Annotated in this window: 18 protein-coding genes; 12 read left to right on the forward strand and 6 right to left on the reverse strand. The window is 63.0% G+C overall.

The genetic code is table 11. The annotated features are described in order from the left end of the window. Positions 1-24: 24 nt before the first annotated feature. Both VGE08_RS10060 and VGE08_RS10065 read right to left on the reverse strand, forming a co-directional pair. Positions 25-849 carry an isocitrate lyase/phosphoenolpyruvate mutase family protein gene (locus VGE08_RS10060; protein WP_331067742.1) on the reverse strand — a complete coding sequence of 275 codons (825 nt, stop codon included), beginning with the start codon at positions 847-849 and terminating at the stop codon, positions 25-27. 82 nt (positions 850-931) lie between these two features. After that, entirely contained in the window at positions 932-1741 is an 810-nt protein-coding gene (locus VGE08_RS10065; protein WP_331067743.1) for a 7-cyano-7-deazaguanine synthase, read from the reverse strand. A 237-nt stretch (positions 1742-1978) separates the two neighbouring features. Here VGE08_RS10065 and minC point away from each other — a divergent pair, with 237 nt between their 5' ends. From minC to VGE08_RS10095, 6 genes are all read left to right on the forward strand, one after another. Further along, positions 1979-2728: a septum site-determining protein MinC gene (minC, locus tag VGE08_RS10070; RefSeq protein ID WP_331067744.1), complete on the forward strand. Its 750-nt coding sequence runs from the start codon at positions 1979-1981 to the stop codon at positions 2726-2728. 67 nt (positions 2729-2795) lie between these two features. Beyond that, positions 2796-3608: a septum site-determining protein MinD gene (gene minD, locus VGE08_RS10075; protein ID WP_331067745.1), complete on the forward strand. Its 813-nt coding sequence runs from the start codon at positions 2796-2798 to the stop codon at positions 3606-3608. A gap of 2 nt (positions 3609-3610) precedes the next feature. After that, positions 3611-3868, forward strand: a complete 258-nt coding sequence (gene minE / locus VGE08_RS10080; RefSeq protein ID WP_331067746.1) for a cell division topological specificity factor MinE — start codon at positions 3611-3613, stop codon at positions 3866-3868. Between the two features lie 316 nt (positions 3869-4184). Beyond that, positions 4185-4442, forward strand: coding sequence for a hypothetical protein (locus VGE08_RS10085; RefSeq protein WP_331067747.1), 258 nt, complete (start codon positions 4185-4187; stop codon positions 4440-4442). A gap of 410 nt (positions 4443-4852) precedes the next feature. Then, positions 4853-5230 (forward strand): YciI family protein, encoded by a 378-nt coding sequence (locus VGE08_RS10090; protein WP_331067748.1) that lies wholly within the window; start codon positions 4853-4855, stop codon positions 5228-5230. Between the two features lie 33 nt (positions 5231-5263). After that, entirely contained in the window at positions 5264-6529 is a 1266-nt protein-coding gene (locus VGE08_RS10095; RefSeq protein WP_331067749.1) for an RNA polymerase sigma factor, read from the forward strand. Here the strand turns inward: VGE08_RS10095 and VGE08_RS10100 are convergent. Both VGE08_RS10100 and VGE08_RS10105 read right to left on the reverse strand, forming a co-directional pair. Continuing rightward, complete coding sequence (locus tag VGE08_RS10100; protein ID WP_331067750.1) at positions 6526-7113, reverse strand: DUF488 domain-containing protein; 588 nt, start codon at positions 7111-7113, stop codon at positions 6526-6528. The two genes, VGE08_RS10095 and VGE08_RS10100, sit on opposite strands and share 4 nt — an antisense overlap. 464 nt (positions 7114-7577) lie before the next feature. Then, positions 7578-8162 (reverse strand): NAD(P)H-dependent oxidoreductase, encoded by a 585-nt coding sequence (locus tag VGE08_RS10105; protein WP_331067751.1) that lies wholly within the window; start codon positions 8160-8162, stop codon positions 7578-7580. Between the two features lie 185 nt (positions 8163-8347). Between VGE08_RS10105 and VGE08_RS10110 the strand changes: the two genes are divergently transcribed. Then, positions 8348-9121 carry an SOS response-associated peptidase gene (locus tag VGE08_RS10110; RefSeq protein WP_331067752.1) on the forward strand — a complete coding sequence of 258 codons (774 nt, stop codon included), beginning with the start codon at positions 8348-8350 and terminating at the stop codon, positions 9119-9121. A 117-nt stretch (positions 9122-9238) separates the two neighbouring features. Beyond that, entirely contained in the window at positions 9239-10564 is a 1326-nt protein-coding gene (locus tag VGE08_RS10115) for a TCR/Tet family MFS transporter (protein WP_331067753.1), read from the forward strand. Positions 10565-10576: 12 nt separating this feature from the next. Here the strand turns inward: VGE08_RS10115 and VGE08_RS10120 are convergent, their stop codons facing one another. Both VGE08_RS10120 and VGE08_RS10125 read right to left on the reverse strand, forming a co-directional pair. Continuing rightward, on the reverse strand, positions 10577-12523 hold the full coding sequence (locus VGE08_RS10120; protein WP_331067754.1) for an OPT family oligopeptide transporter: 1947 nt from the start codon (positions 12521-12523) through the stop codon (positions 10577-10579). 117 nt (positions 12524-12640) lie between these two features. Continuing rightward, a complete protein-coding gene (locus VGE08_RS10125) occupies positions 12641-13687 on the reverse strand; it encodes a Leu/Phe/Val dehydrogenase (RefSeq protein WP_331067755.1) in 1047 nt (348 codons plus the stop codon). A 222-nt stretch (positions 13688-13909) separates the two neighbouring features. Here VGE08_RS10125 and VGE08_RS10130 point away from each other — a divergent pair, with 222 nt between their 5' ends. The 4 genes from VGE08_RS10130 to VGE08_RS10145 all read left to right on the forward strand — a co-directional run. After that, positions 13910-14479: a sigma-70 family RNA polymerase sigma factor gene (locus VGE08_RS10130; RefSeq protein ID WP_331067756.1), complete on the forward strand. Its 570-nt coding sequence runs from the start codon at positions 13910-13912 to the stop codon at positions 14477-14479. Beyond that, the gene (locus tag VGE08_RS10135; protein WP_331067757.1) at positions 14472-15503 is read left to right on the forward strand and encodes a FecR family protein; all 1032 of its coding nucleotides are present in this window, start codon (positions 14472-14474) and stop codon (positions 15501-15503) included. Before VGE08_RS10130 ends, VGE08_RS10135 begins: the two co-directional genes overlap by 8 nt. Positions 15504-15614: 111 nt before the next feature. After that, on the forward strand, positions 15615-18068 hold the full coding sequence (locus tag VGE08_RS10140) for a TonB-dependent receptor (RefSeq protein ID WP_331067758.1): 2454 nt from the start codon (positions 15615-15617) through the stop codon (positions 18066-18068). A gap of 9 nt (positions 18069-18077) precedes the next feature. After that, on the forward strand, positions 18078-19228 hold a 1151-nt coding region (locus VGE08_RS10145), incomplete at its 3' end, for an alpha/beta hydrolase (protein WP_331067759.1).

The raw sequence follows: 19228 nt of genomic DNA on the forward strand, positions 1-19228 counted from the left end.
CGGTGCCGGAGCATCCTTCGATCTTCAACCACGCAAGTACTGCCCCAGCACCTTCGGGCTGACCAACCCGTTCAAGAATTCGAACGTTCCTTTCTCCTTGATCTCCAACGCCGCGTGGTACAGCCCGCTCATGGCTGCGCGATGCAGGGAGGTGGCGAGGCTGATTCTCCGCACGCCGGCGTCTTGCAGTTCGGGGACGCTGAAGGAGTGGCCGGGGATGCCGACCATGAAGTTCACCGGTTTGGAGAGCGAAGAGCACACCATGCGCACCGCATTCAGGTTCGGCAGACCGGGAGCGAACAGCACGTCTGCGCCGGCGTTCTCGAAGGCTTGCAGCCGCTTGATGGTGTCGTCCAGGTCGGGATGGCCATGGAGGAAGTTTTCACAGCGGGCGGTCAGGGTGAACGGAAAGCTCAACGAGCGAGCCGCCTCGACCGCCGCGGTCACGCGCTCCACGGCCTGATCGAAATCATAAATCGGCCGGGTGGGATCGCCGCTGTGATCCTCGATGGACCCGCCGGCCAGCCCGGTGCCCGCGGCGAGCCGGATGGTCTCCGCCACATACTCCGGCGCGGGGCCGAAGCCGTTCTCCAGGTCTGCCGAAACCGGGATATCGACGGCCGCTGCCAGCGCTCTCGCATGGGCCATCGCTTCGTCGCGGGTGATTTTGCCGTCCCGTCGGCCGAGCGTGGCCGCCGAAGCCGCGCTCGACGTGGCGATTGCCGGGAATCCGAGGCCAGCGAGCAACTGCGCCGAGCCGGCGTCCCATGCGTTGGCGATGACAAAGGCGCGAGGCTGCTCATGCAGCGCCCGGAACGCGACGGCTTTGTCTTTTTGCGCGACGGTCATGGCGGTCTCCATACGTAAGGGCAGGCCATCACATTACGCCGCAAACCGGTCAGGCGCTGTCAGAACTCATGCAGCGTCCGGATCAGATGCTGGACGCGGAGGTGCCCGGCCGTGCCATCAACGAATGACGCAAGCGTCGGTACAGTGCGCGTACTCGCATGTACAGATCAGGATGGCGGGCCAACCAGTGCCGAATGCGCGGGGTCACGCGCAAGTGGTATCGCAGGCGTCCGCGCAAAGGCACGCGTTCGCCCAACCCTTCCTCGATGGTGTAGATGCAAGGATTGCAAGTGCCGCAGGGCTGGCCACGGCGGGGCTTGTGGCAGAACCACGTGAGCCGCATCAGTTCCTCGAACCCAGCTTCGCGCGCTTCGGCTTGCATCTGCCGCTTGGTCAGATCGAACAGCGGCAGCCGAAACGACTTGAACAACTCGTAACGGCAGTCACCGGCAAAGCGCGGATCGAGCCGGTCCCGGGTGGATGCGATCAGGTCGGCGAGCAACTCACGCGCCTTGTCGTCCCGATGAATGGACAACTCCATGCCGTCGATCCCGTGCTGGCGACAGTAGCGAGCCAGCCATTCGTACTGACCGCCGATGAAGCCGATGGCGAGACAACGCTCATAGTGGCGCGCCGTTTCGGCGTCCTCCGCGATGTCGGCCAGCCGGCATTCGATGGTGTCGGCCAACCTGACAGCTGCCTTCGGATATCTTTTCAGCAGCGCCTGGCGGATCAACCGCATCGCTTCCTGCTCGGCCGGGACCGCTGGCCGGTAATGCAGGCTGTCGATCACGTAGTACGGCTGGACTTCGCGCTGCTCGCGAAGCAACAGCGTCAACAGCCGAAAGGTCGAATCCCAGCCTCCGGTCCACAACAGCGGCGTCGTTGCCATGCATGCCTCCGCGGCGGGAAATTACTGCCCAGCAATGACCGCCGCGGGCATACCGATGTTACCCCGTCGGCGCGGGCGGTCCCGAAATGACGAACCGGCCGCGCTCATCGTTCCCTCGAGATATAAAAAAACAGCTGTCGATGCCGCACGACAGTTTGCATCGGCGCACGCAGCGGCCGCAGCATCGTTTACACTTCGCCCCGGCAAAGTCCCCTGGCCTTGTGCGAAATCCGAGTGATGAATAAAGCCGTCGAAGCTGCGCGAGAACCAGCCGTCGAAATCCGTTTTGGCCAGGTGGGTCTGGCGCAGGTACGCCTCCGCACCGTCGACGCCGGCACCATCCTCGATGAGTTGACCGGTCGCGTCGCCGCCGCACCCCAATTTTTCGAACGAACCGCGGTGTGTCTGGATCTGAGCGCGCTGGAAAAGGAGCCGTCGACGAGCGAAATGCGCGCGGTGTTCGATGCTGTACGGCGTGCCGGCATGCTCGCGGTCGGGCTGGCGCATGGCACGGCCGAGGTGGATGCGCTGGCGCGTTCGCTCGATGTGCCGGTGCTTACTCAATTCCGAGTGCAGGGCAAAGCATCGCCTGTGCCGGTCGCGAAGGAACCGCCGAAACCCGCGCCGCCGCCGACGGACGCGCCGGTCTTGCATCCGCCCACATTGATGCAGCATCAGCCGGTTCGCTCGGGGCAACGCGTCTATGCGCGCCACTCGGATCTGGTCGTCACCTCGACGGTGGGCGCCGGCGCCGAAGTGATCGCCGACGGTTGTGTGCACATCTACGGGCCGCTGCGCGGCCGCGCCGTGGCCGGTGCCAGGGGCGAAGTGACTGCGCGCGTGTTCTGCCAGGAATTCCATGCCGAGCTGATTTCCATCGCCGGCGTCTTTCGGGTGTTCGAGACCTTGCCGCCGGAGCTGGTCGGCAAGCCCGTGCAAGCCTGGCTGGATGGCGATGACCTGCGCTTCGCCCGCATCGGTGGCTGAAGTGCACGTGCAGCCGGTCCTATTCCTCGAATTCAAACTCAACCACTTTCGTTAGGAGACTCCCGCTTTGGCTGAAATCATCGTTGTGACTTCAGGCAAGGGTGGCGTCGGCAAGACGACCACATCCGCCAGCGTCGCATGCGGCTTGGCCCGCCGCGGCAAGAAGGTTGCCGTCATCGACTTCGACATCGGCCTGCGCAACCTCGACCTCATCATGGGCTGCGAGCGCCGCGTGGTGTACGACTTCGTCAACGTCATCCAAGGCGATTGCACGCTCAAGCAGGCGTTGATCAAAGACAAGCGCCTCGACTCGCTGTTCGTGCTGGCCGCCTCGCAGACGCGCGACAAGGACGCGCTGTCGATGGAAGGCGTGCGCAAGGTGTTCGACGAGCTGATTCAGGACGGCTTCGAGTACATCATCTGCGATTCGCCCGCCGGCATCGAGAAGGGCGCGCACCTCGCCATGTACTACGCCGATCGCGCCATCGTGGTGGTGAACCCGGAAGTCTCCTCGGTGCGCGATTCCGATCGCATCCTCGGCCTGCTCTCCAGCAAGACCCAGCGCGCCGAAAAGGGCGAGCAGAAAGTCACGGAGCATCTGCTGCTGACCCGCTACAGCCCGCGTCGCGTCGCCACCGGCGAAATGATGAGCGTGGCGGACGTGAAAGAGATCCTCGGCCTGGACGTGATCGGCGTGATCCCCGAGTCGCCCGATGTGCTGTCGGCGTCCAACGCCGGCACGCCGGTGATCCTCAACGAGGAAAGCGATGTGTCCAAGGCCTATGAGGACGCGGTGGCGCGCCTGCTCGGCGACACTTTGCCGCTGCGGTTCCTCGAAGAACCCAAGAAGGGCTTCCTGGCCCGCATGTTCGGAGGTTGAGAATGGGACTGCTCGCATTCTTTCGCCGTTCCCAGCCGACCGCCAACGTCGCCAAGGAGCGGTTGCGCATCATCGTGGCCCAGGAACGCACCGCCCGGGGTGGCCCGGATTACTTGCCGACGCTGCGGCGTGAGCTGCTGGAGGTCATCCGCAAGTACATCAATGTCGACCCGGAGGCCGTGCAGATGAACCTGGAGAAGGAGGATGGGCACGAGGTGCTGGAGTTCACCGTGGCCCTGCCGGAGAAGAGCAAGGCCTGATCTGCTGCCAGCCTGATCCTCAATAAGATGAGCACCGGGGCTCCCGTGGGATTTCCCTCGGGAGCGCTCCTTGGGTCACGCTTCCTTTGGGTCGCCCGCGGAATTTGCCCGGAAGCGTTCCTGCGTCACGCTTCCTTTGGGGCACATGGCAGTGATCCGGCAGCTGCGCTATAGTTGCCCCTGTTTCCACCTGGCAGCGACTGTTTGACCGTGACCGCCCACCGTTTCATCGGGATTCAAATTCGCCGCCCGGCATCTGCGGATGCCGGGGGTTCGATGCGAATTGCGAATTCAGGTGAATCAGAGGCGATCGATCATGCAAGTCAGCAATGCTGTAGCTCTACGGCTCAAGGCGGTGGTGGAAGCGGACCCGGGCTCGCTGGTCCGGGTACTGCAGTTCTTCCAGGCGCGTAACCTCATCCCGCGCAGCGTCGCGAGCGAGCGGCTCGGCGACGAATACCTTCAGATTCAGATCGAGCTGGACCCGACGGAGCTGGCTGCCGATGGCTTTCGCGTGGTCGTTTCCAAGATCAACGAGTTGCCCATCGTGCTGGCGGCGGTGGCCTGCGAGTAGCGCCTGCTTTGGTTTTTGACCGGCAGGCCGCGCCTGTTTCGACCGGAAGATCCTCCCCCTGCCCCCTCCCGTACACGGGAGGGGGAACAAAGATCTTATTTTTTTCTTCTCGGAGGGGATGCCTCTGCATCTCCAAGGCAGGCCGGACTCGTAAGCCGCTGAAGCCCGGAAGAGCCGGTCCGCGGCTCGGCCTGGGCGACTGCGCGGCGGCCAGCCGGATATTCAAACCCGCGCGGCTGCCGGACACGACCTGACTTCCTCCGGAAACAAAAAATAAAAAAGAGCTCCCCCTCCCGGGCACGGCACGGGAGGGGGCAGGGGGTGGGCCTTCAGGCCAAAATAAGGCCGCCAGGCCCTCGTGTCGGAATCCGTCATACTGAATCGTCCTTGCAGGCAAAGGAGCCTTTCCCATGCTGTACGCCGTCATTTGCTACAACTCCGAATCCGTAGTCGGGGCCTGGTCCAAGGAAAAGGATGACGCCGTCATGGCGCATCACCAGGGCGTGATGGCCAAGTTCGCTGCCAAGGGCAAGCTTGGGCCGGTGGCGCGTCTGATGCCGACGACCACTTCCACAACCGTTCGCCCCGGCCGGGAAATGATGGTGCTGGATGGCCCGTTCGCCGAGACCAAGGAGCAGCTGCTCGGCTTCTACCTGTTCGATTGCGAAACGCTGGATGAAGTGATCGCCGCCGCTCGCGAGCTGGCGCACGAGCCGGGCTGCGTGGAGATTCGTCCGGTCATGTATTTCCACCCTGGCGCGATGAACGCGGCAGCGGGCGAGAAGTAAGCCCGCCCGAGACTAAGGCAACGAACTGAAGTCATGAGCGAGCTGGGCTGGATAGATGCGGCACTGACCTCCGCGCGGCCCCAAGCCGTTGCGGCACTGCTGCGCTACTTCCGGAATCTGGAAACCGCCGAGGAAGCGTTTCAGGAAGCGTGCCTGCGCGCCCTGCAAAAGTGGCCGGTCAACGGACCGCCACGCGATCCGGCGGCCTGGTTGATTCTGGTCGGGCGCAATTTCGCGCTGGACGAGGCGCGACGCCGCAGCAAGCAGCAGGCGTTGCCCGACGAGGGAGTTCTGTCCGATACGGACGACGCCGAGGCGACCATGGCCGACCGACTAGACAGCGCAGACTATCGCGACGACGTGCTCCGTCTGCTGTTCATCTGCTGCCATCCCGATTTGCCCGCGACTCAGCAGATCGCCCTCGCGTTGCGCATTGTGTCCGGCTTGTCGGTGCAAGAGATTGCACGCGCATTCCTGGTTGGCGAAGCCGCGATGGAACAACGGATCACGCGCGCCAAGCGCCGCATCTCGCAGGCCGATGTGCCGTTCGAGACGCCGGGCGCGGTGGAGCGCGCCGAGCGGTTGTCCACCGTCGCGGCGATGATCTATTTGCTGTTCAACGAAGGCTACTCGGCCAGCGGCGGCGAATTGCACATTCGCGAGCCGCTCTGCGAGGAAGCGATCCGGCTGGCGCGTTTGCTGTTGCGTCTGTTCCGGGGCAATGCCGAGATCCTGGGGCTCACTGCGCTGCTGTTACTTCAGCATGCCCGTGCGCCGGCGCGGCTCGACGCCAATCAGAACATCGTGCTGATGGAAGATCAGGATCGCCGTTTGTGGCGGCGAGACTTGATCGCCGAGGCGTTCGCGCTGCTGGACAAGGCCATTCGCATCCAACAGCCGGGCCCGTACCAGATTCAGGCGGCCATCGCGGCGGTCCATGCGCGCGCGCCGAAAGCAGAGGACACCAACTGGCACGAGATCGACCGCTTGTACGCGTTGCTGGAGGCAATTCAGCCTTCGCCGGTGGTGACATTGAATCGTGCGGTCGCAGTCATGAAGTGCGAGGGGCCCGCGACGGCCCTGGCGATGGTCGAGCCGCTGGAGTCGGCGTTGTCGGGCTACTTTCATTTCCACGGCCTGCGCGGCGCGCTGTTGATGCAGCTCGACCGGAACGACGAGGCTCGCGTGTCTTTCGACAAAGCGATCTCGCTGGCGAACACCGCCGCCGAGGCGGCACACATCCGAACGCATCTGGATAAGTTGCAGGCCGAAAGCCGCAAAGGAAAGAAGAAGGGCTAACTCGAGCTGCGCGCCGCTTTGGGATCGACGTATGCGATCTGTCGTCCGCGCAAATCGTAGGCTTGCTCATCGGCGTCCTCGCCGAATAGATCCTGCGGCTCGATTTTCAACTTCTCGCGCAGCCGTTGCATGATCAGGTCGTGCGGCTCCACCTCGCTGCTGGCGAGAATGTGACTGACCGGTTCGCCTCGGCTGACCAACTCACGCGCCACCAGGATAGTGCGATGACAGTCGAGCGGGTCCTTCTCGGCGCACATGATGGCGAGGGTGTGCGTCTTGGCGGCCGCAAGCAGCCGCTCAATACCTCGTTGGAACAGATCCGTCGCCGCGAGCTTGCGATAGTTGATGCGACCCTCCTCGTAGCACGAGGGATCTTTGCTCCGTGCCCCCAACTCCTCGCCGAGAAATAAGTACTCGATGCCATGCTCGCCCAGCACCGCAGCCAGGGAATCGCGCCGGAACTGCGGATTGAATCGGCTGTAGGGCGTCGATCGAACGTCGGCCAGCAAATCCACCCCGGAGCCTCGCAACAACTCTAGAAAGTACGCGATGGGGTGATTGGAATGGCCGACGCTGTAAATCATGGAAATGTGCGCGGGTGTTGTCGCAACCGAGCTCCGTGACACGTCCTCGGGGTGTTAGGCCACCAGCATCATACCTTGCGAGCGGAGTGAGTCAGATGTGCCCAGCATGTTTCGCCGCGGCAGCGTGGATTGCCGCAGGAGCCGGTTCCGCCAGTGGATTGATCGCTTTCGCGATCGCTCGTCGACGCGTTCGCAGACATGTCACTGCTCCGCCAGCGCGGGCGACCCCTCACCCCGGCCCTCTCCCCCAAGGTGGAGAGGGAGATAGGAGATAGCAGTTCCAGCCCCTCTCCCCTTGGGAGAGGGGTTGGGGTGAAGGCGCGAAGCCACCAATCCACTCCGCAAGGGGAAAGGGAGATACGAGTCGAATCCTCAGCCCCTCTCCCCTTGGGAGAGGGGTTGGGGTGAGGGCGCGAAGCCACCAATCCACCCCGCAAGGGAAGAGGGAGATACGAGTTGAATCCTCAGCCCCTCTCCCCTTGGGAGAGGGGTTGGGGTGAGGGCGCGAAGCGACCAATCCACGTATCGAAATCCGCCAGCATCGAACTCACGCGCCGACGCATATCGTCGTTGCTGAGCTTGCCGCCGCCATCGAACAAGTCACCCGCGTTCGAAACATACATCTCGGGCGCGGGCATCACCAGCATGCCGATGACGGAAAGGCACAGGCGCAACTGGTGATTCGCGGCCATGCCGCCGAGTTGGCCGGGCGACATCGAGATGACAGCCGCGGGCCTGCCACGCCATACACTTTCCTTCCTGGGCCGCGAGCCGACATCGATTGCATTCTTCAGCGCGGCCGGCAGGCCGCGGTTGTACTCCGGCGTGATGAACAGGACCGCGTCGCAGTCCCGCACCTGGTTCCGAAACGACACCCATTGCGCCGGCGGCGTGTCCGTTTCCAGATCCTGATTGTAGAAGGGCAGGTCGCCAATGCCGATTTCGGTCAGCTTCAGCGACGCTGGCGCCAGCTCGCAAGCCGCTTGCGACATCAGGCGCGTGTAGGCGCCTTTGCGCAAGCTGCCGACGATGAATCCGACATTTCTCATGAAACTCTCCAAATCAAGGTCCGTGCCGATGGGGCAGGGACGACGTTCTTCATGGCCCGCTCATTTTATTATTTATCGACGCGCGCCGGGCCGCTATCACCGATCCCAACGCGCCGGTTTCAGCAGCCGACCGTTGATGCAGAAATGTGCTATCGGTCCATGCCGCGCGACGCTAGGATGAGGGCATGTGTGGCCGCTATGTCTCGCCCGAAGAAGCCGCGATCGAGCGCGCGATTGAAATCCAGCGTCGCAGCTGGTCGTCGCGCTTTCGCTCGCAGGGATTATTCGGCGCCCGGTACAATGTTTCTCCGACGGACCCGGTGCCGATTGTCCGCGTGGTACGCGAAGTGGATGGGCAACGCGAGGGAGCGCACCTGCGGTGGGGGTTGATTCCACATTGGGCGCAGGGCAAGCCCATGGGCAACACCATCAACGCTCGCATCGAGACGCTGCGGACCAACTCATCCTATCGCGATGCCTGGGCCCGTGGGCAGCGCTGCCTGGTCGCGCTCTCCGGCTTCTACGAATGGCAGGCGCAGCCGCCTGACTGGCAGGTTGCCGTGCCGTACTACATCACCGTGGTCGATCAGGATCCGTTCTTCCTCGCCGGCCTTTGGGATCGCAGCGTGACTTCGAGTGGCGAAGTGATCGAGTCGTGCACGGTGATCACCATGCCGGCCAACGAGCTGATGGCGGACATTCACAACTCCAAGAAGACCGGCGGCAAACGCGTCCTGCTGCCCGCGGAGGAACGCCGCATGCCCGCCATACTTGCCCAGGAAGATCTCGAAACCTGGCTCACTGGCACTCCCGCCGCCGCCTTCGCGGTGCTCAAACCGTTTCCTTCCGGTGAGATGTTCGCCTATCCCGTGAGCAACCTGGTGAACAGCAACCGCCACGATGGACCGGAGCTGATTCGCCCGCGCGAGGATACAGACCAGAAGGATCTGTTCGGCTAACGCTCCGGCAGCTGGATGCCTCGCGCCAGCAAGTGCGCTGGCCTCGCAGCAGCTTGGCTCCGTATTCCGAGAGCTCGTCAACGCCTGTCATGAGACAAGCCTCCGTGATGGTTGCCTGTGGGCGGCGTATCCAATTCAGCACAGCGCAAGCAGACGCTGTTCAAAACAACGAACAAGTCACGTGAGACATCTGCGGGTGCGGTCCTGCATACTCGCCGCCGCGGTATGGAAGTCATGAGCACACGCACTCCCATTGTTTTCATTTTCATCACCCGGCTCATCGATTCGATCGGGTTCGGCATCGTCATGCCGGTGCTGCCGCAACTGTTGCTGGAGCTGGGCTCGCCCGATCTGGCATCGGCAGCGCGAACCGCGGGCGGCATGCTGATGGTATATGCGCTGCTGCAGTTCACCTGCGGGCCGCTGATCGGCAATCTCAGCGATCGCTTCGGCCGGCGGCCGGTCATCCTGTTGTCGTTGCTGGCGTTCGGGTTGGACTATCTGTTGATGGGCGTCGCGCCGACGATTGCATGGTTGTTCGTCGGCCGCGCAATCGCAGGCATCGCCGGAGCGGTGCAGGTGCCCGCGAATGCATTCGTCGCCGACATCACGCCGGTCGAGCAACGGGCTCGGGCATTCGGCACGGTGAGCGCGGCATTCGGCATCGGCTTCATTCTTGGTCCGGCGATTGGCGGACTGTTGGGCGAATTCGGCCCGCGTGCACCGTTCTTCGCGGCCGCCGCACTGGCGGGCCTGAATCTGGCGTTCGGGATTCTGGTGCTACCGGAGTCGTTGCCGCCATCGCGACGCAGGGCTTTCTCATGGAAGCGGGCCAATCCACTCGGCGCGATCGTAGCTTTGCGCCACTATCCCAGCGTAATGGGTCTGGCGCTCGTCACATTGCTCACGTTGGTGGGCACCAACGTCTATCCGAGCTCGTGGGCTTTCTTTACGGCCATCCGCTTCGATTGGTCGCCCGCGATGATCGGCCTGTCGCTTGCGGTCACGGGTATTGGCATGGCAGTCGTGCAGCTGACGCTGACCGGCCGCGTCGTCCATCGCCTCGGCGAGTGGCGCACTGCGCTGCTGGGACTGTCGATGGCTATAGTCGCCTACGTTTCCTACGCTGTGATACCCCATGGATGGATGGTATTTCCCATCACGCTTGGCAGCGCGCTGCAAGCGCTCTGCTTCCCAGCGCTGAATGCGATGATGTCATCTCGCGTTCGCGCCGACGCTCAAGGCGAGCTGCAGGGCGCCGTCGCGTCGTTGACGAGCGTCGCCGCCATCGTCGGCCCCATCGCAATGACACAGTCGCTGGCCTTCTTCACTGCACCGCGTGCGCCGGTCTATTTCCCAGGCGCGCCTTTTATCCTCGCGGCGCTGCTGACGTTCACGGCAATGAGCGTGCTCAGAGTGACGGCCCGCCCGCCAGCGCGATGACGAAAGCATGATTCACGTTGCAGGTTGACGCTGGCGCTCTACGAGCTGATAGCTGTAGACGGCCATAGCCACGAATACAACAGCGCCTATCACGAGCCCGGGCTCGGCAAACGAATCGGACACCAGTGCGAGCGGCGTGGCATTTCCGGTGATTGCAATCGGAATCGTGAGCAGTACGCCGAACAGGCTTTCGCCGACAATCAGGCCGGAGGCCATCAATACGCCAACGCGGTGTTTTGCTTGATCCGGTGTTCGCTGTCGCCAGACGTGGCTCAATAGCGCGCCGACGATGATCGGCAGCGTCAGTGTCATGGGGAGATAGATGCCGATCCCTACAGCCAGTGGCGGCAAGCCGGCTCTGCCGGTCTTGCGGACCGCCGCGTCCAGTGCAATCGCGGCCGCGCCGATGGCAACGCCCACGGCGATCAGCGACCAGTCGAGGTCGCCGGCAAGCGTTCCTTTGGCAAGCGCGGTGATCAGAGTGGCCTGAGGCGCGGGCAATGCATGCGGATGCGCGGGAGAAACATCGCCGAAACCATATGTGCGAGCCAGCAGATCGAGCACCACGGGGATGGTCAGCGCGCCAGCAACCACACCGATCATCAATGCGAGCTGCTGCTTCCAAGGGGTCGCGCCAACGAGGTGACCTGTTTTCAGATCCTGCAGGTTGTCGTTGGCGATCGTCGCCGCGGCAATGACGAACGTCGTCGTGAACAACGCCAGTGCGATCAGTTGCTCGTTGGTGGTTCCGCGGGAGCTGAAAGCCAAGGCGAGTATCGCAGCGATGCCGACGATGACGAGGATGCCCACGCCCGAGATCGGGCTGCTGGATGAGCCGACCAACCCGGCCATGTAGCCGCAAACGGACGCGACGAAAGCACTGGCGACCAGCACGTAGAATGTGCAGGAGAGCACGAGTTGCCAACTTGCACCGGCGAGCGCCCCGTCGTTGAGGAATGAATGAATCCCGAAGGTGATAGGAACAACTAGCGCGGCTGTCACAGCGGCGATCACACGCGGTGATAGATCGCGCTCCTGCGGCAGCGGTGCGCTGTTCTCACCTCGAGCTAGAGACTCGCGCAGCCCTGCAATCACGGGGCGCAGCAACCCGAAGAACGTCCAGAGCGCGGCCGCGCCGATCGCGCCTGCACCGATGAACCGAACCTCGTGGCTCCAGGTCCAGATCGCCGCTTCCATTGCGGTACCGGGTGCCGCGTGCAACGCGCTCAATAGCGGGGTTAAAACGCCGTATGCCACGAGCAGCCCCAATAGCGCCGCTAGTCCCGCCGAGGTTCCGATCAGGTGGCCCACTCCGAGCAGTGCAAGAGAAAAGGAAAAGCTGACGCCAGTTGCACTGCTGCCCAGGCGGAACCAATAGGAAACGTCGCTGGCGACGACGCGCATTGCTCCCAGCAGCGAATACCCCGCCGAGAGCGCACCTCCGGCCATGATGGCGATGAAACCGGCCTTGGCTTCACCGCCCGCGCTCGAGTTTTCTGCGCAACCAACCTTCAATACTTCGGCGGCGGCGCGGCCTTCCGGATAGGCGAGGTTGGAGCGAACCACGAGCGCACGCCGCAGTGGAATCGACAACATCACGCCGAGCAAGCCGCCGCTCGCGCACACGAGAAAGCTCGTCCAGAACGGAAATCCCGCCCACCAGCCGACGATCACCAGTCCTGGCAAAACATAGATCACCGAGGCCAACGTTCCCGCCGCCGAAGCGATGGTCTGCACGATGTTGTTCTGGAGAATGCCTGACTGTCCCAGCGCGCGAAGCATCACCATCGAGAGCACCGCAGCGGGAATGGAGGTGGCGAAGTTGATCCCGATTCTCAGCCCCAGAAATACATTCGCCGCGGTGAAGACGACGGTCAGCGCAACGCCGATGAGGACTGCCAGCGCCGACAGCTCGCGGTCGCTCGAGTTGTTGTTCGTCACGCTTGCGTTGGTCGACATTGGGCACCTGCCGTTACCGGAGCCGCCGGGCGTTGTTGTTCGAGTGGACGTCGTCTCGCGGAGCTGGGTCTCACACGTCGAGTGCGTCTCGTTTGTCGAGAGAGACGGCGGACGCGATCAGCGTCCGATCAGTTCGCGCGCCATCTGCTCGGCGATCACTTCAGGCGGGCGTCGTTCTCTCGCGGAGCGGGCGAATATCTCGCAGAGGCGGTCGTGAATGCCCGCCAGTTGCTCGGCGAGTGGCTTGAGTTGCGCCGTCTTACGACCGGGCATCCTCAGCGCCGCTTCCAGCCCGCTGATGATGCCGCCGGCGTTGATCACATAGTCCGGTGCGAACAGGATGCCGAGCTGCATCAATGCGAGGCCGGCTTCGGCATTGACGAGTTGGTTGTTGGCAGCGCCCGCGACTGCTCGAGCTTTGATCTGCCTGGCGGTTTGCGTGGTGATGACGCCGCCCAAGGCGCAGGGCGAATAGATGTCCACAGCCGCCTTGTGGATCTGATCGACGGGGAGCGCCTCGGCCCCGAGCTCTTTGCACGCACGTTGGACCGCGTCCTCGCGAATGTCCGCTACGACCAGCTGCGCACCGGCATCTTTCAATCGCTCGGCGACGCGCCGGCCGACTGCGCCGAGTCCTTGGATGGCGACCTTGATGCCGCGAAAGTCTTCGCGGTCGAACTGATGCTTCAACACCGCACGCAATCCGTGGACGACGCCGGTTGCCGTATGGATCGAAGGATCGCCGGCACCGACGGACGTGCCACCGACGTAGGGTGTGACTTCCCGAACTGTATCCATGTCCGCCACCGACATGCCGACGTCTTCGCCGGTGGCGAATGTCTGCCCGATGCGATCGATGTACCGACCATACGCGTGCAGCAGCTCGCGGCTTTTCAGCTTTCCCGGATCGCCAATGATCACCGCCTTGCCACCGCCGAGCGGCAGACCGGCCAGGGCTGACTTATAGGACATGGCGCGAGAGAGCCGCAGGGCATCCTCGAGCGCTTCCATCTCGTTGCTGTAAGCCTTGAAGCGGGTGCCGCCCGCCGCTGGCCCCAGCGCCGTGGAATGGATCGCTACGATCGAACGCAGCCCGGTGGCTTCGTCCGTAAAGAAGCAGACTTGCTCGTGAGCATCGAATTCGGGGGAGTTCCACATATTCATGGGCGGTTTACCGTTCCCATTGCGCGGGCATTTCAGGTCGTCAAGACTGGCGATAGGAAGACCAGCGTCAATCAGCGTCCAAGGCGAATGACAACTGAGTAGGCAGCGTACAAATGGACCGGGACGCACGGCGTGGGAAAATCCCCCCGCCCGAGAAAAATAAAGCTTCATGCCGCCCCAAGCGCCTGTATTCCTCGACTCTGCAAGGGTATGTTTCGTGTCATGATCGAGCCGCTCGAACAGTGGTTTGCGCGTGAGGTGCTGGTGCACGAGCCATCACTGATGCGCTATCTGCTGCGCGTCTGGCCACGACGGGACGAGGTGACGGACCTGAGACAGGAGATCTACGTTCGGGTGTACGACGCGGCACGCACGAAACGGCCCATCGCCACCAAGTCCTTCTTGTTCACCGCCGCTCGGAATCTGATGACCGATCGATTGCGGCGCAGCCGGATCACTTTCATCGGCACGCGCGCAGACGTGGATGCCCTCGAGGTTCTCGTGGACGAAATCTCACCTGAGCAACGATTGACGGGACTGCAGGAGTTGGCGTGCCTTGCGCGCGCCTTCGACTCGCTGCCGCCCAAGTGTCGCGCGGTGATGTGGCTGCGCAAGGTCGAGCAGTTGTCGCAGAAAGACGTGGCCGCGCGGCTTGGCGTGCGAGAGAAGGCGATCGAGAAGCAAGTCGCACGAGGCATGCGTTTGCTGACCCGGGCGCTGCTGCAGCCGGGCGCGCTCGATCCCGCCTCGGAATCTTTCGATGCAGCTGACAGCGAGTCCGACCATGGATAGCGCAAAGATCGAACTGGAGGCGGCCGAGTGGCTGGCCAGGCGGGATGGCGGGCATTGGTCCGAGGCCGACGAAGCTGCATTCGCCGCCTGGCAGGATCAGTCAACAGCGCATCGTGTGGCGGTGATCCGCCTGCAGACGGTGTGGCAGCGAGCCGATCGGTTGCAGGCGCTCGGTGCGGGCGTGCCGCGCGGAGAGATACCGCCGCCCGGACAGTGGCGTCTGTCCGGATTGCCGGAGCGCGCAGCGGGATCGGCCGCACCGGCGAGCGGTTCTGATCGATCGTCGCGGATGCAACCGCGACCGCTTGTGCGTGCCATTGCCGCCATCATGCTTGTCATGCTCGGCGCCGTGCTCGGCTGGTATTCGCTGGGGCGCGGCGCTCATTCATACAGCACAGCCATCGGCAGCATGGAGGTGGTGCCGTTGGCGGACGGCTCGCGAATTACGCTGAACACGGCAAGCGCGATGCGCGTTGAGCTGAGCGACACCGAACGCCGCGTCCGGCTCGATCGCGGCGAAGCCTTCTTCGAGGTCGCCAAGGACCCGACGCGTCGATTCGTCGTGCAAGCCGGCAACAAGCAGATCGTCGCTGTGGGCACGAAGTTTTCTGTCTTCAATAGCGACGGCACAGTGCGCGTCGTCGTGACAGAGGGGATCGTCGAAGTGACTGCGACTGACAGCGTGACGCAGGCGCCGACAACGCCAGTCACAGCCGGAAGTATTGCGCAGGCTGGTGCAGCCGGCGTGGTCGTGCAGCAGCTTTCGGTCGCGGACGCCGAATCGAGTCTGAGCTGGCGCTCGGGCTACATCGCGCTACGCGACACGCCGCTTGCGGACGCGGTGACCGAGTTCAATCGATACAACGAGAAGCAGATCGTGATTGCCGACCCGGAGCTGGCCGATCTGCGCGTCGGCGGCAATGTGCGCACCACCAACGTCATCGCCTTTGTGCACGTACTGGAACGCGGGTTTCCAGTGCGCGCGACCGAGCTCGGCGACCGCATCATTCTGCAGCGGCGATGAAGTAGTCCTGGCCGGCGCGTGCATGTCGCGCCCGACACACGGGGGGATTTCTTCGTCACGTGCGTCCCGGTTACAGACCCCAAAGAGGGTTGACACGGGGATGGAAGAACAATGTGCCGACAGAGAAAAGTGAAGTCCGCGTTGCTGGCGCTTGCCTGCTCCGTTGTGCTCGCCTCAAACGCGATGGCGGATGCGCCGAAAGCGGTCGATGTGCCGGCGGGCGATCTCATCGAGGCGATCGAACTGCTCGTGCGCCAGTCCGGCGTCGAGGTGGTCTATCGACCCGAGCAGCTCAAAGGGCTGCAAACCAGCGGTGTTCACGGCACGCTCACTGCCGCCGATGCCATTACCAAGCTGCTGGAAGGCACTGCGCTCGCATTGCGTGCGGATGACAGCGGCGTGTTGCTGATCACCCCTGCATCCTCGAATCCCAGTGGCGGAGCCGTGGGTAATCCGTCCTCGTCGGCAACGGGCGAAAACCCGATGTCGCGTATCGAGGTGGAAGAAATCATCGTGACCGCACGAAAGCGCACGGAGCGGTTGCAAGACGTGCCGCAAAGCATCCAGGCCCTTTCGGGCGAAGAGCTGCGCAAACAGGGTGCGCTCAACTTCGGGGACTATGCGCGCACCGTCGCCGGCGTTTCTTTTCAGGACGATGGTCCGGGCCGGTCGCAGCTCTTCATCCGCGGCGTGTCCACCGGCGGCGATGTCGATACGGGAAAGGAATCCACGGTCGGCGTTTATATCGACGAGACGCCGGTGACGGAGGGTTCGTCCCAGCCTGATCTGCGTCTGTACGATATCGATCGCGTCGAAGTGCTGCGTGGGCCGCAGGGAACCCTGTACGGAAGTGGCTCGCTGGGCGGCACGGTGCGCATTCTCACCAACCAACCCAGCTTCACGGAAACGCAGGCTTATGCGGAGATCCAAGGTTCGTCGACGAGCAGTGGCGGCATCAATGGCGCCACGAATGCCTGGCTGAATCTCCCGGTCACGGATCGCGCTGCGTTTCGCGCGGTAGCTTATGGCATCCGCAACGAGGGCTTCATCGACAACAGCCTGACAGGCGAAGGTGACATCAACGACGAGAGCACGTATGGCGGCAGGCTGGCCTTCCGGGTGCAACCCGTGGACGCCGTGAACATCGTGCTCACAGGCATGCATCAGCGCACCGACAGTGGTTCCTACAACCGCCACTCGGGCGACTATCCCCGCCTGGTGCTCGATCAACGCGAGCCGGAGCCGTTCGAAGACCGCTTCGGCCTCGTCAACCTGAAGGTCGAGGCCGACCTGGGGTTTGCCTCGCTCGCGGCTTCGTCGTCCTACTTCGATCGGCAGCGAGACTTCGAAAACGACATCGACTACTTCATCGAAGCCGTCACTGGCGTGCCGCGCGGCCAGTCCGTGCTGAGTTACGGAGCGAGATCGAAAGCGCAGGAGCTGCGCCTGGCCTCACAGGGAGAAAGCGCATTTCAGTGGCTCATCGGCGGCTTCTATGTCGATCGCGATGAGGAATTTGGCCAGACCATCCATTTTCGCGGCGTCCCGACGCCGGGGTCCTCGAGTGAGTATCTGTTCTTCGCCAACACGGACGGGAGCATTGAACAGATCGCCGGATTCGGTGAGATCAGCTATGAATTCTTCGGCAAGCTCACGGCCACGGCCGGCCTGCGTGTCTCGAACACCGACCGGGACATCGTCTCTTTCCGGGATGGATTGGCCCTGGGCGGCGTTGCGCTCATTCAGTCCGGCAACTTCAGCGAAACGTCCCGGACTCCAAAGTTCAACCTCTCCTACAAGATCGACGATCGCAAACTGCTCTATTTGCAGGCCGCGAAGGGCTTTCGCATCGGCGGTGTGAACCCGGGGCTGCCGCCGTGCCCGACCTGCCTGGTCGATCTCGCCGAGGACTTCAGCTCGGATTCCCTGTGGAGCTACGAAGCGGGCTTGCGCTCGGAGCTGTTCGGAGATGCCTTGATCTTCAATGCGTCGGCCTTCTGGATCGACTGGGATGACATCCAGCTCAACGTCAATCGTGAGGACGGCTTCAACGGCTTCACCAACGCGGGCAAGGCACGCAGCCGCGGTGTGGAGATGGAGATCAACGCGCGCGCGACCGACCATGTGCGCTTTGGTGGGCAGGTTACTTATACCGATGCAGAGCTGACCTCGCTCAATCGGGGGCTCGAAGACATCGCCACGATTGGTGCGCAGTTGCCGCAGGTTCCCCGCTGGGCCGCAGCGACCAACGCTGAATGGGCTGCTGCGATCGGTGCGGAAGGCCGGCTCTACATCCGAGGCGACGTGCAGTATCAGGGATCGCGCACGAGCCTGCTGGGCGCCGGCTCTTCACGACTCGACGAGTATGTGATTGCGAATCTGCGGGTAGGTTTCGATCACGGCCGATGGGGCTCGGCCGTGTTCGTCAACAACCTCACGGATAAGAGGGCGCAGCTCGACCGCAATACCGTTAGCGGTGTTCGCGATGGCGCGCCGATTACGCTCGACCGATACACCATCAATACGCCGAGAACTATTGGCGTCTCACTGTCCGCACGATTCTGAGCACCATACATGACAAGCAATGAACAGCAGTCGGGGCGGTGGGTGCTGGTGACGACGGGCAGGGCGGCCTGGCGCGCTGTTGGATTTGCAATCGCGGCGGTAGCCTTGTCCCTCGCTGGATTCGTTCGATCTTCCACGGCTGCGACACCCGAGGAAGGGTTGCCCGTGGTCGATCGCGAGCTGGCTCAGCAGATCATTCGTGATCTGAGGGCGGTCACTACCCCGGGTGGCATCGAAGAGCTGAAGGCCGTCGAGATCGGCGGCATTCCGCAATGGCTGTCCGTGCGTGGCAAGGATCGCAACAACCCGATCCTGCTGTTCATCCACGGTGGCCCCGGCTTCCCGGAAATGCCGGCGAGTTGGTTCTATCAAACGCCGTGGGAAGAGTTTTTCACGGTCGTGCAATGGGATCAGCGCGGCGCCGGCCGAACGATGACGGGCTCTACTCCTGAAGCGGTTCATGCGCAGGTGAGCGTCGAGCGCATGATCGCCGATGCCGTTGAAGTGGTTGGCTACCTGCGCAAGACGTATGGCAAGGAGAAGATTTTCGTTCTCGGCCATAGCTGGGGCAGTGTCCTTGGGCTCGAACTGGCACGCAGACATCCCTCGTGGCTGCATGCCTATGTGGGCATGGGGCAATACATCGAGCTCGAGGAGAACGAACGGCTCGGCTACGAATTCGCGCTACGCTCCGCGCGCGAGGCTGGCAACGACACCGCGGTCGCCGAGCTGTCCGCCATCGCGCCTTATCCCAAACCGGACCGAAGGATTGAGATCACCGATGTACTGACGCAGCGAAAGTGGCTGACGTACTTCGGCGGCATGACGCGCGGACGCTCCGGTCTGGAGTACGAGGTGAATGCGCGCCTGCTCTCGCCTGACTATGGTCTAGATGACCTGAGATCGGCGCAGTATGAGGGCGTGTCCGCCGCGAAGTTAGCGGCGGAGTTCGTGAACATTGATTTCTCGAAGGTGAATCGGCTGGATTGTCCCGTGTTCGTGCTGGCTGGGCGGAGTGACTATGCCGTGTCCAGCGTCGTCGCGGAGCGCTGGTTCTCGAAGCTCAAAGCGCCGGTCAAGAAGCTGGTCTGGTTCGAACAGTCTTCGCACATGCTGCAGTTCGAGGAGCCGGGGAAGCTGTTGCTGACGCTGGTGCGTGA

The organism is Steroidobacter sp., assembly GCF_036406195.1.
GTDB lineage: Bacteria > Pseudomonadota > Gammaproteobacteria > Steroidobacterales > Steroidobacteraceae > Steroidobacter.

What these genes read in the sequence shown, in the direction of transcription:
- VGE08_RS10060 (WP_331067742.1), bottom strand. Translation starts at nt 849, where the DNA reads ATGACCGTCGCGCAAAAAGACAAAGCCGTCGCGTTCCGGGCGCTGCAT.
- VGE08_RS10065 (WP_331067743.1), bottom strand. Translation starts at nt 1,741, where the DNA reads ATGGCAACGACGCCGCTGTTGTGGACCGGAGGCTGGGATTCGACCTTT.
- minC (WP_331067744.1), top strand. Translation starts at nt 1,979, where the DNA reads ATGAATAAAGCCGTCGAAGCTGCGCGAGAACCAGCCGTCGAAATCCGT.
- minE (WP_331067746.1), top strand. Translation starts at nt 3,611, where the DNA reads ATGGGACTGCTCGCATTCTTTCGCCGTTCCCAGCCGACCGCCAACGTC.
- VGE08_RS10085 (WP_331067747.1), top strand. Translation starts at nt 4,185, where the DNA reads ATGCAAGTCAGCAATGCTGTAGCTCTACGGCTCAAGGCGGTGGTGGAA.
- VGE08_RS10090 (WP_331067748.1), top strand. Translation starts at nt 4,853, where the DNA reads ATGCTGTACGCCGTCATTTGCTACAACTCCGAATCCGTAGTCGGGGCC.
- VGE08_RS10095 (WP_331067749.1), top strand. Translation starts at nt 5,264, where the DNA reads ATGAGCGAGCTGGGCTGGATAGATGCGGCACTGACCTCCGCGCGGCCC.
- VGE08_RS10100 (WP_331067750.1), bottom strand. Translation starts at nt 7,113, where the DNA reads ATGATTTACAGCGTCGGCCATTCCAATCACCCCATCGCGTACTTTCTA.
- VGE08_RS10105 (WP_331067751.1), bottom strand. Translation starts at nt 8,162, where the DNA reads ATGAGAAATGTCGGATTCATCGTCGGCAGCTTGCGCAAAGGCGCCTAC.
- VGE08_RS10110 (WP_331067752.1), top strand. Translation starts at nt 8,348, where the DNA reads ATGTGTGGCCGCTATGTCTCGCCCGAAGAAGCCGCGATCGAGCGCGCG.
- VGE08_RS10120 (WP_331067754.1), bottom strand. Translation starts at nt 12,523, where the DNA reads ATGTCGACCAACGCAAGCGTGACGAACAACAACTCGAGCGACCGCGAG.
- VGE08_RS10125 (WP_331067755.1), bottom strand. Translation starts at nt 13,687, where the DNA reads ATGAATATGTGGAACTCCCCCGAATTCGATGCTCACGAGCAAGTCTGC.
- VGE08_RS10130 (WP_331067756.1), top strand. Translation starts at nt 13,910, where the DNA reads ATGATCGAGCCGCTCGAACAGTGGTTTGCGCGTGAGGTGCTGGTGCAC.
- VGE08_RS10135 (WP_331067757.1), top strand. Translation starts at nt 14,472, where the DNA reads ATGGATAGCGCAAAGATCGAACTGGAGGCGGCCGAGTGGCTGGCCAGG.
- VGE08_RS10140 (WP_331067758.1), top strand. Translation starts at nt 15,615, where the DNA reads ATGTGCCGACAGAGAAAAGTGAAGTCCGCGTTGCTGGCGCTTGCCTGC.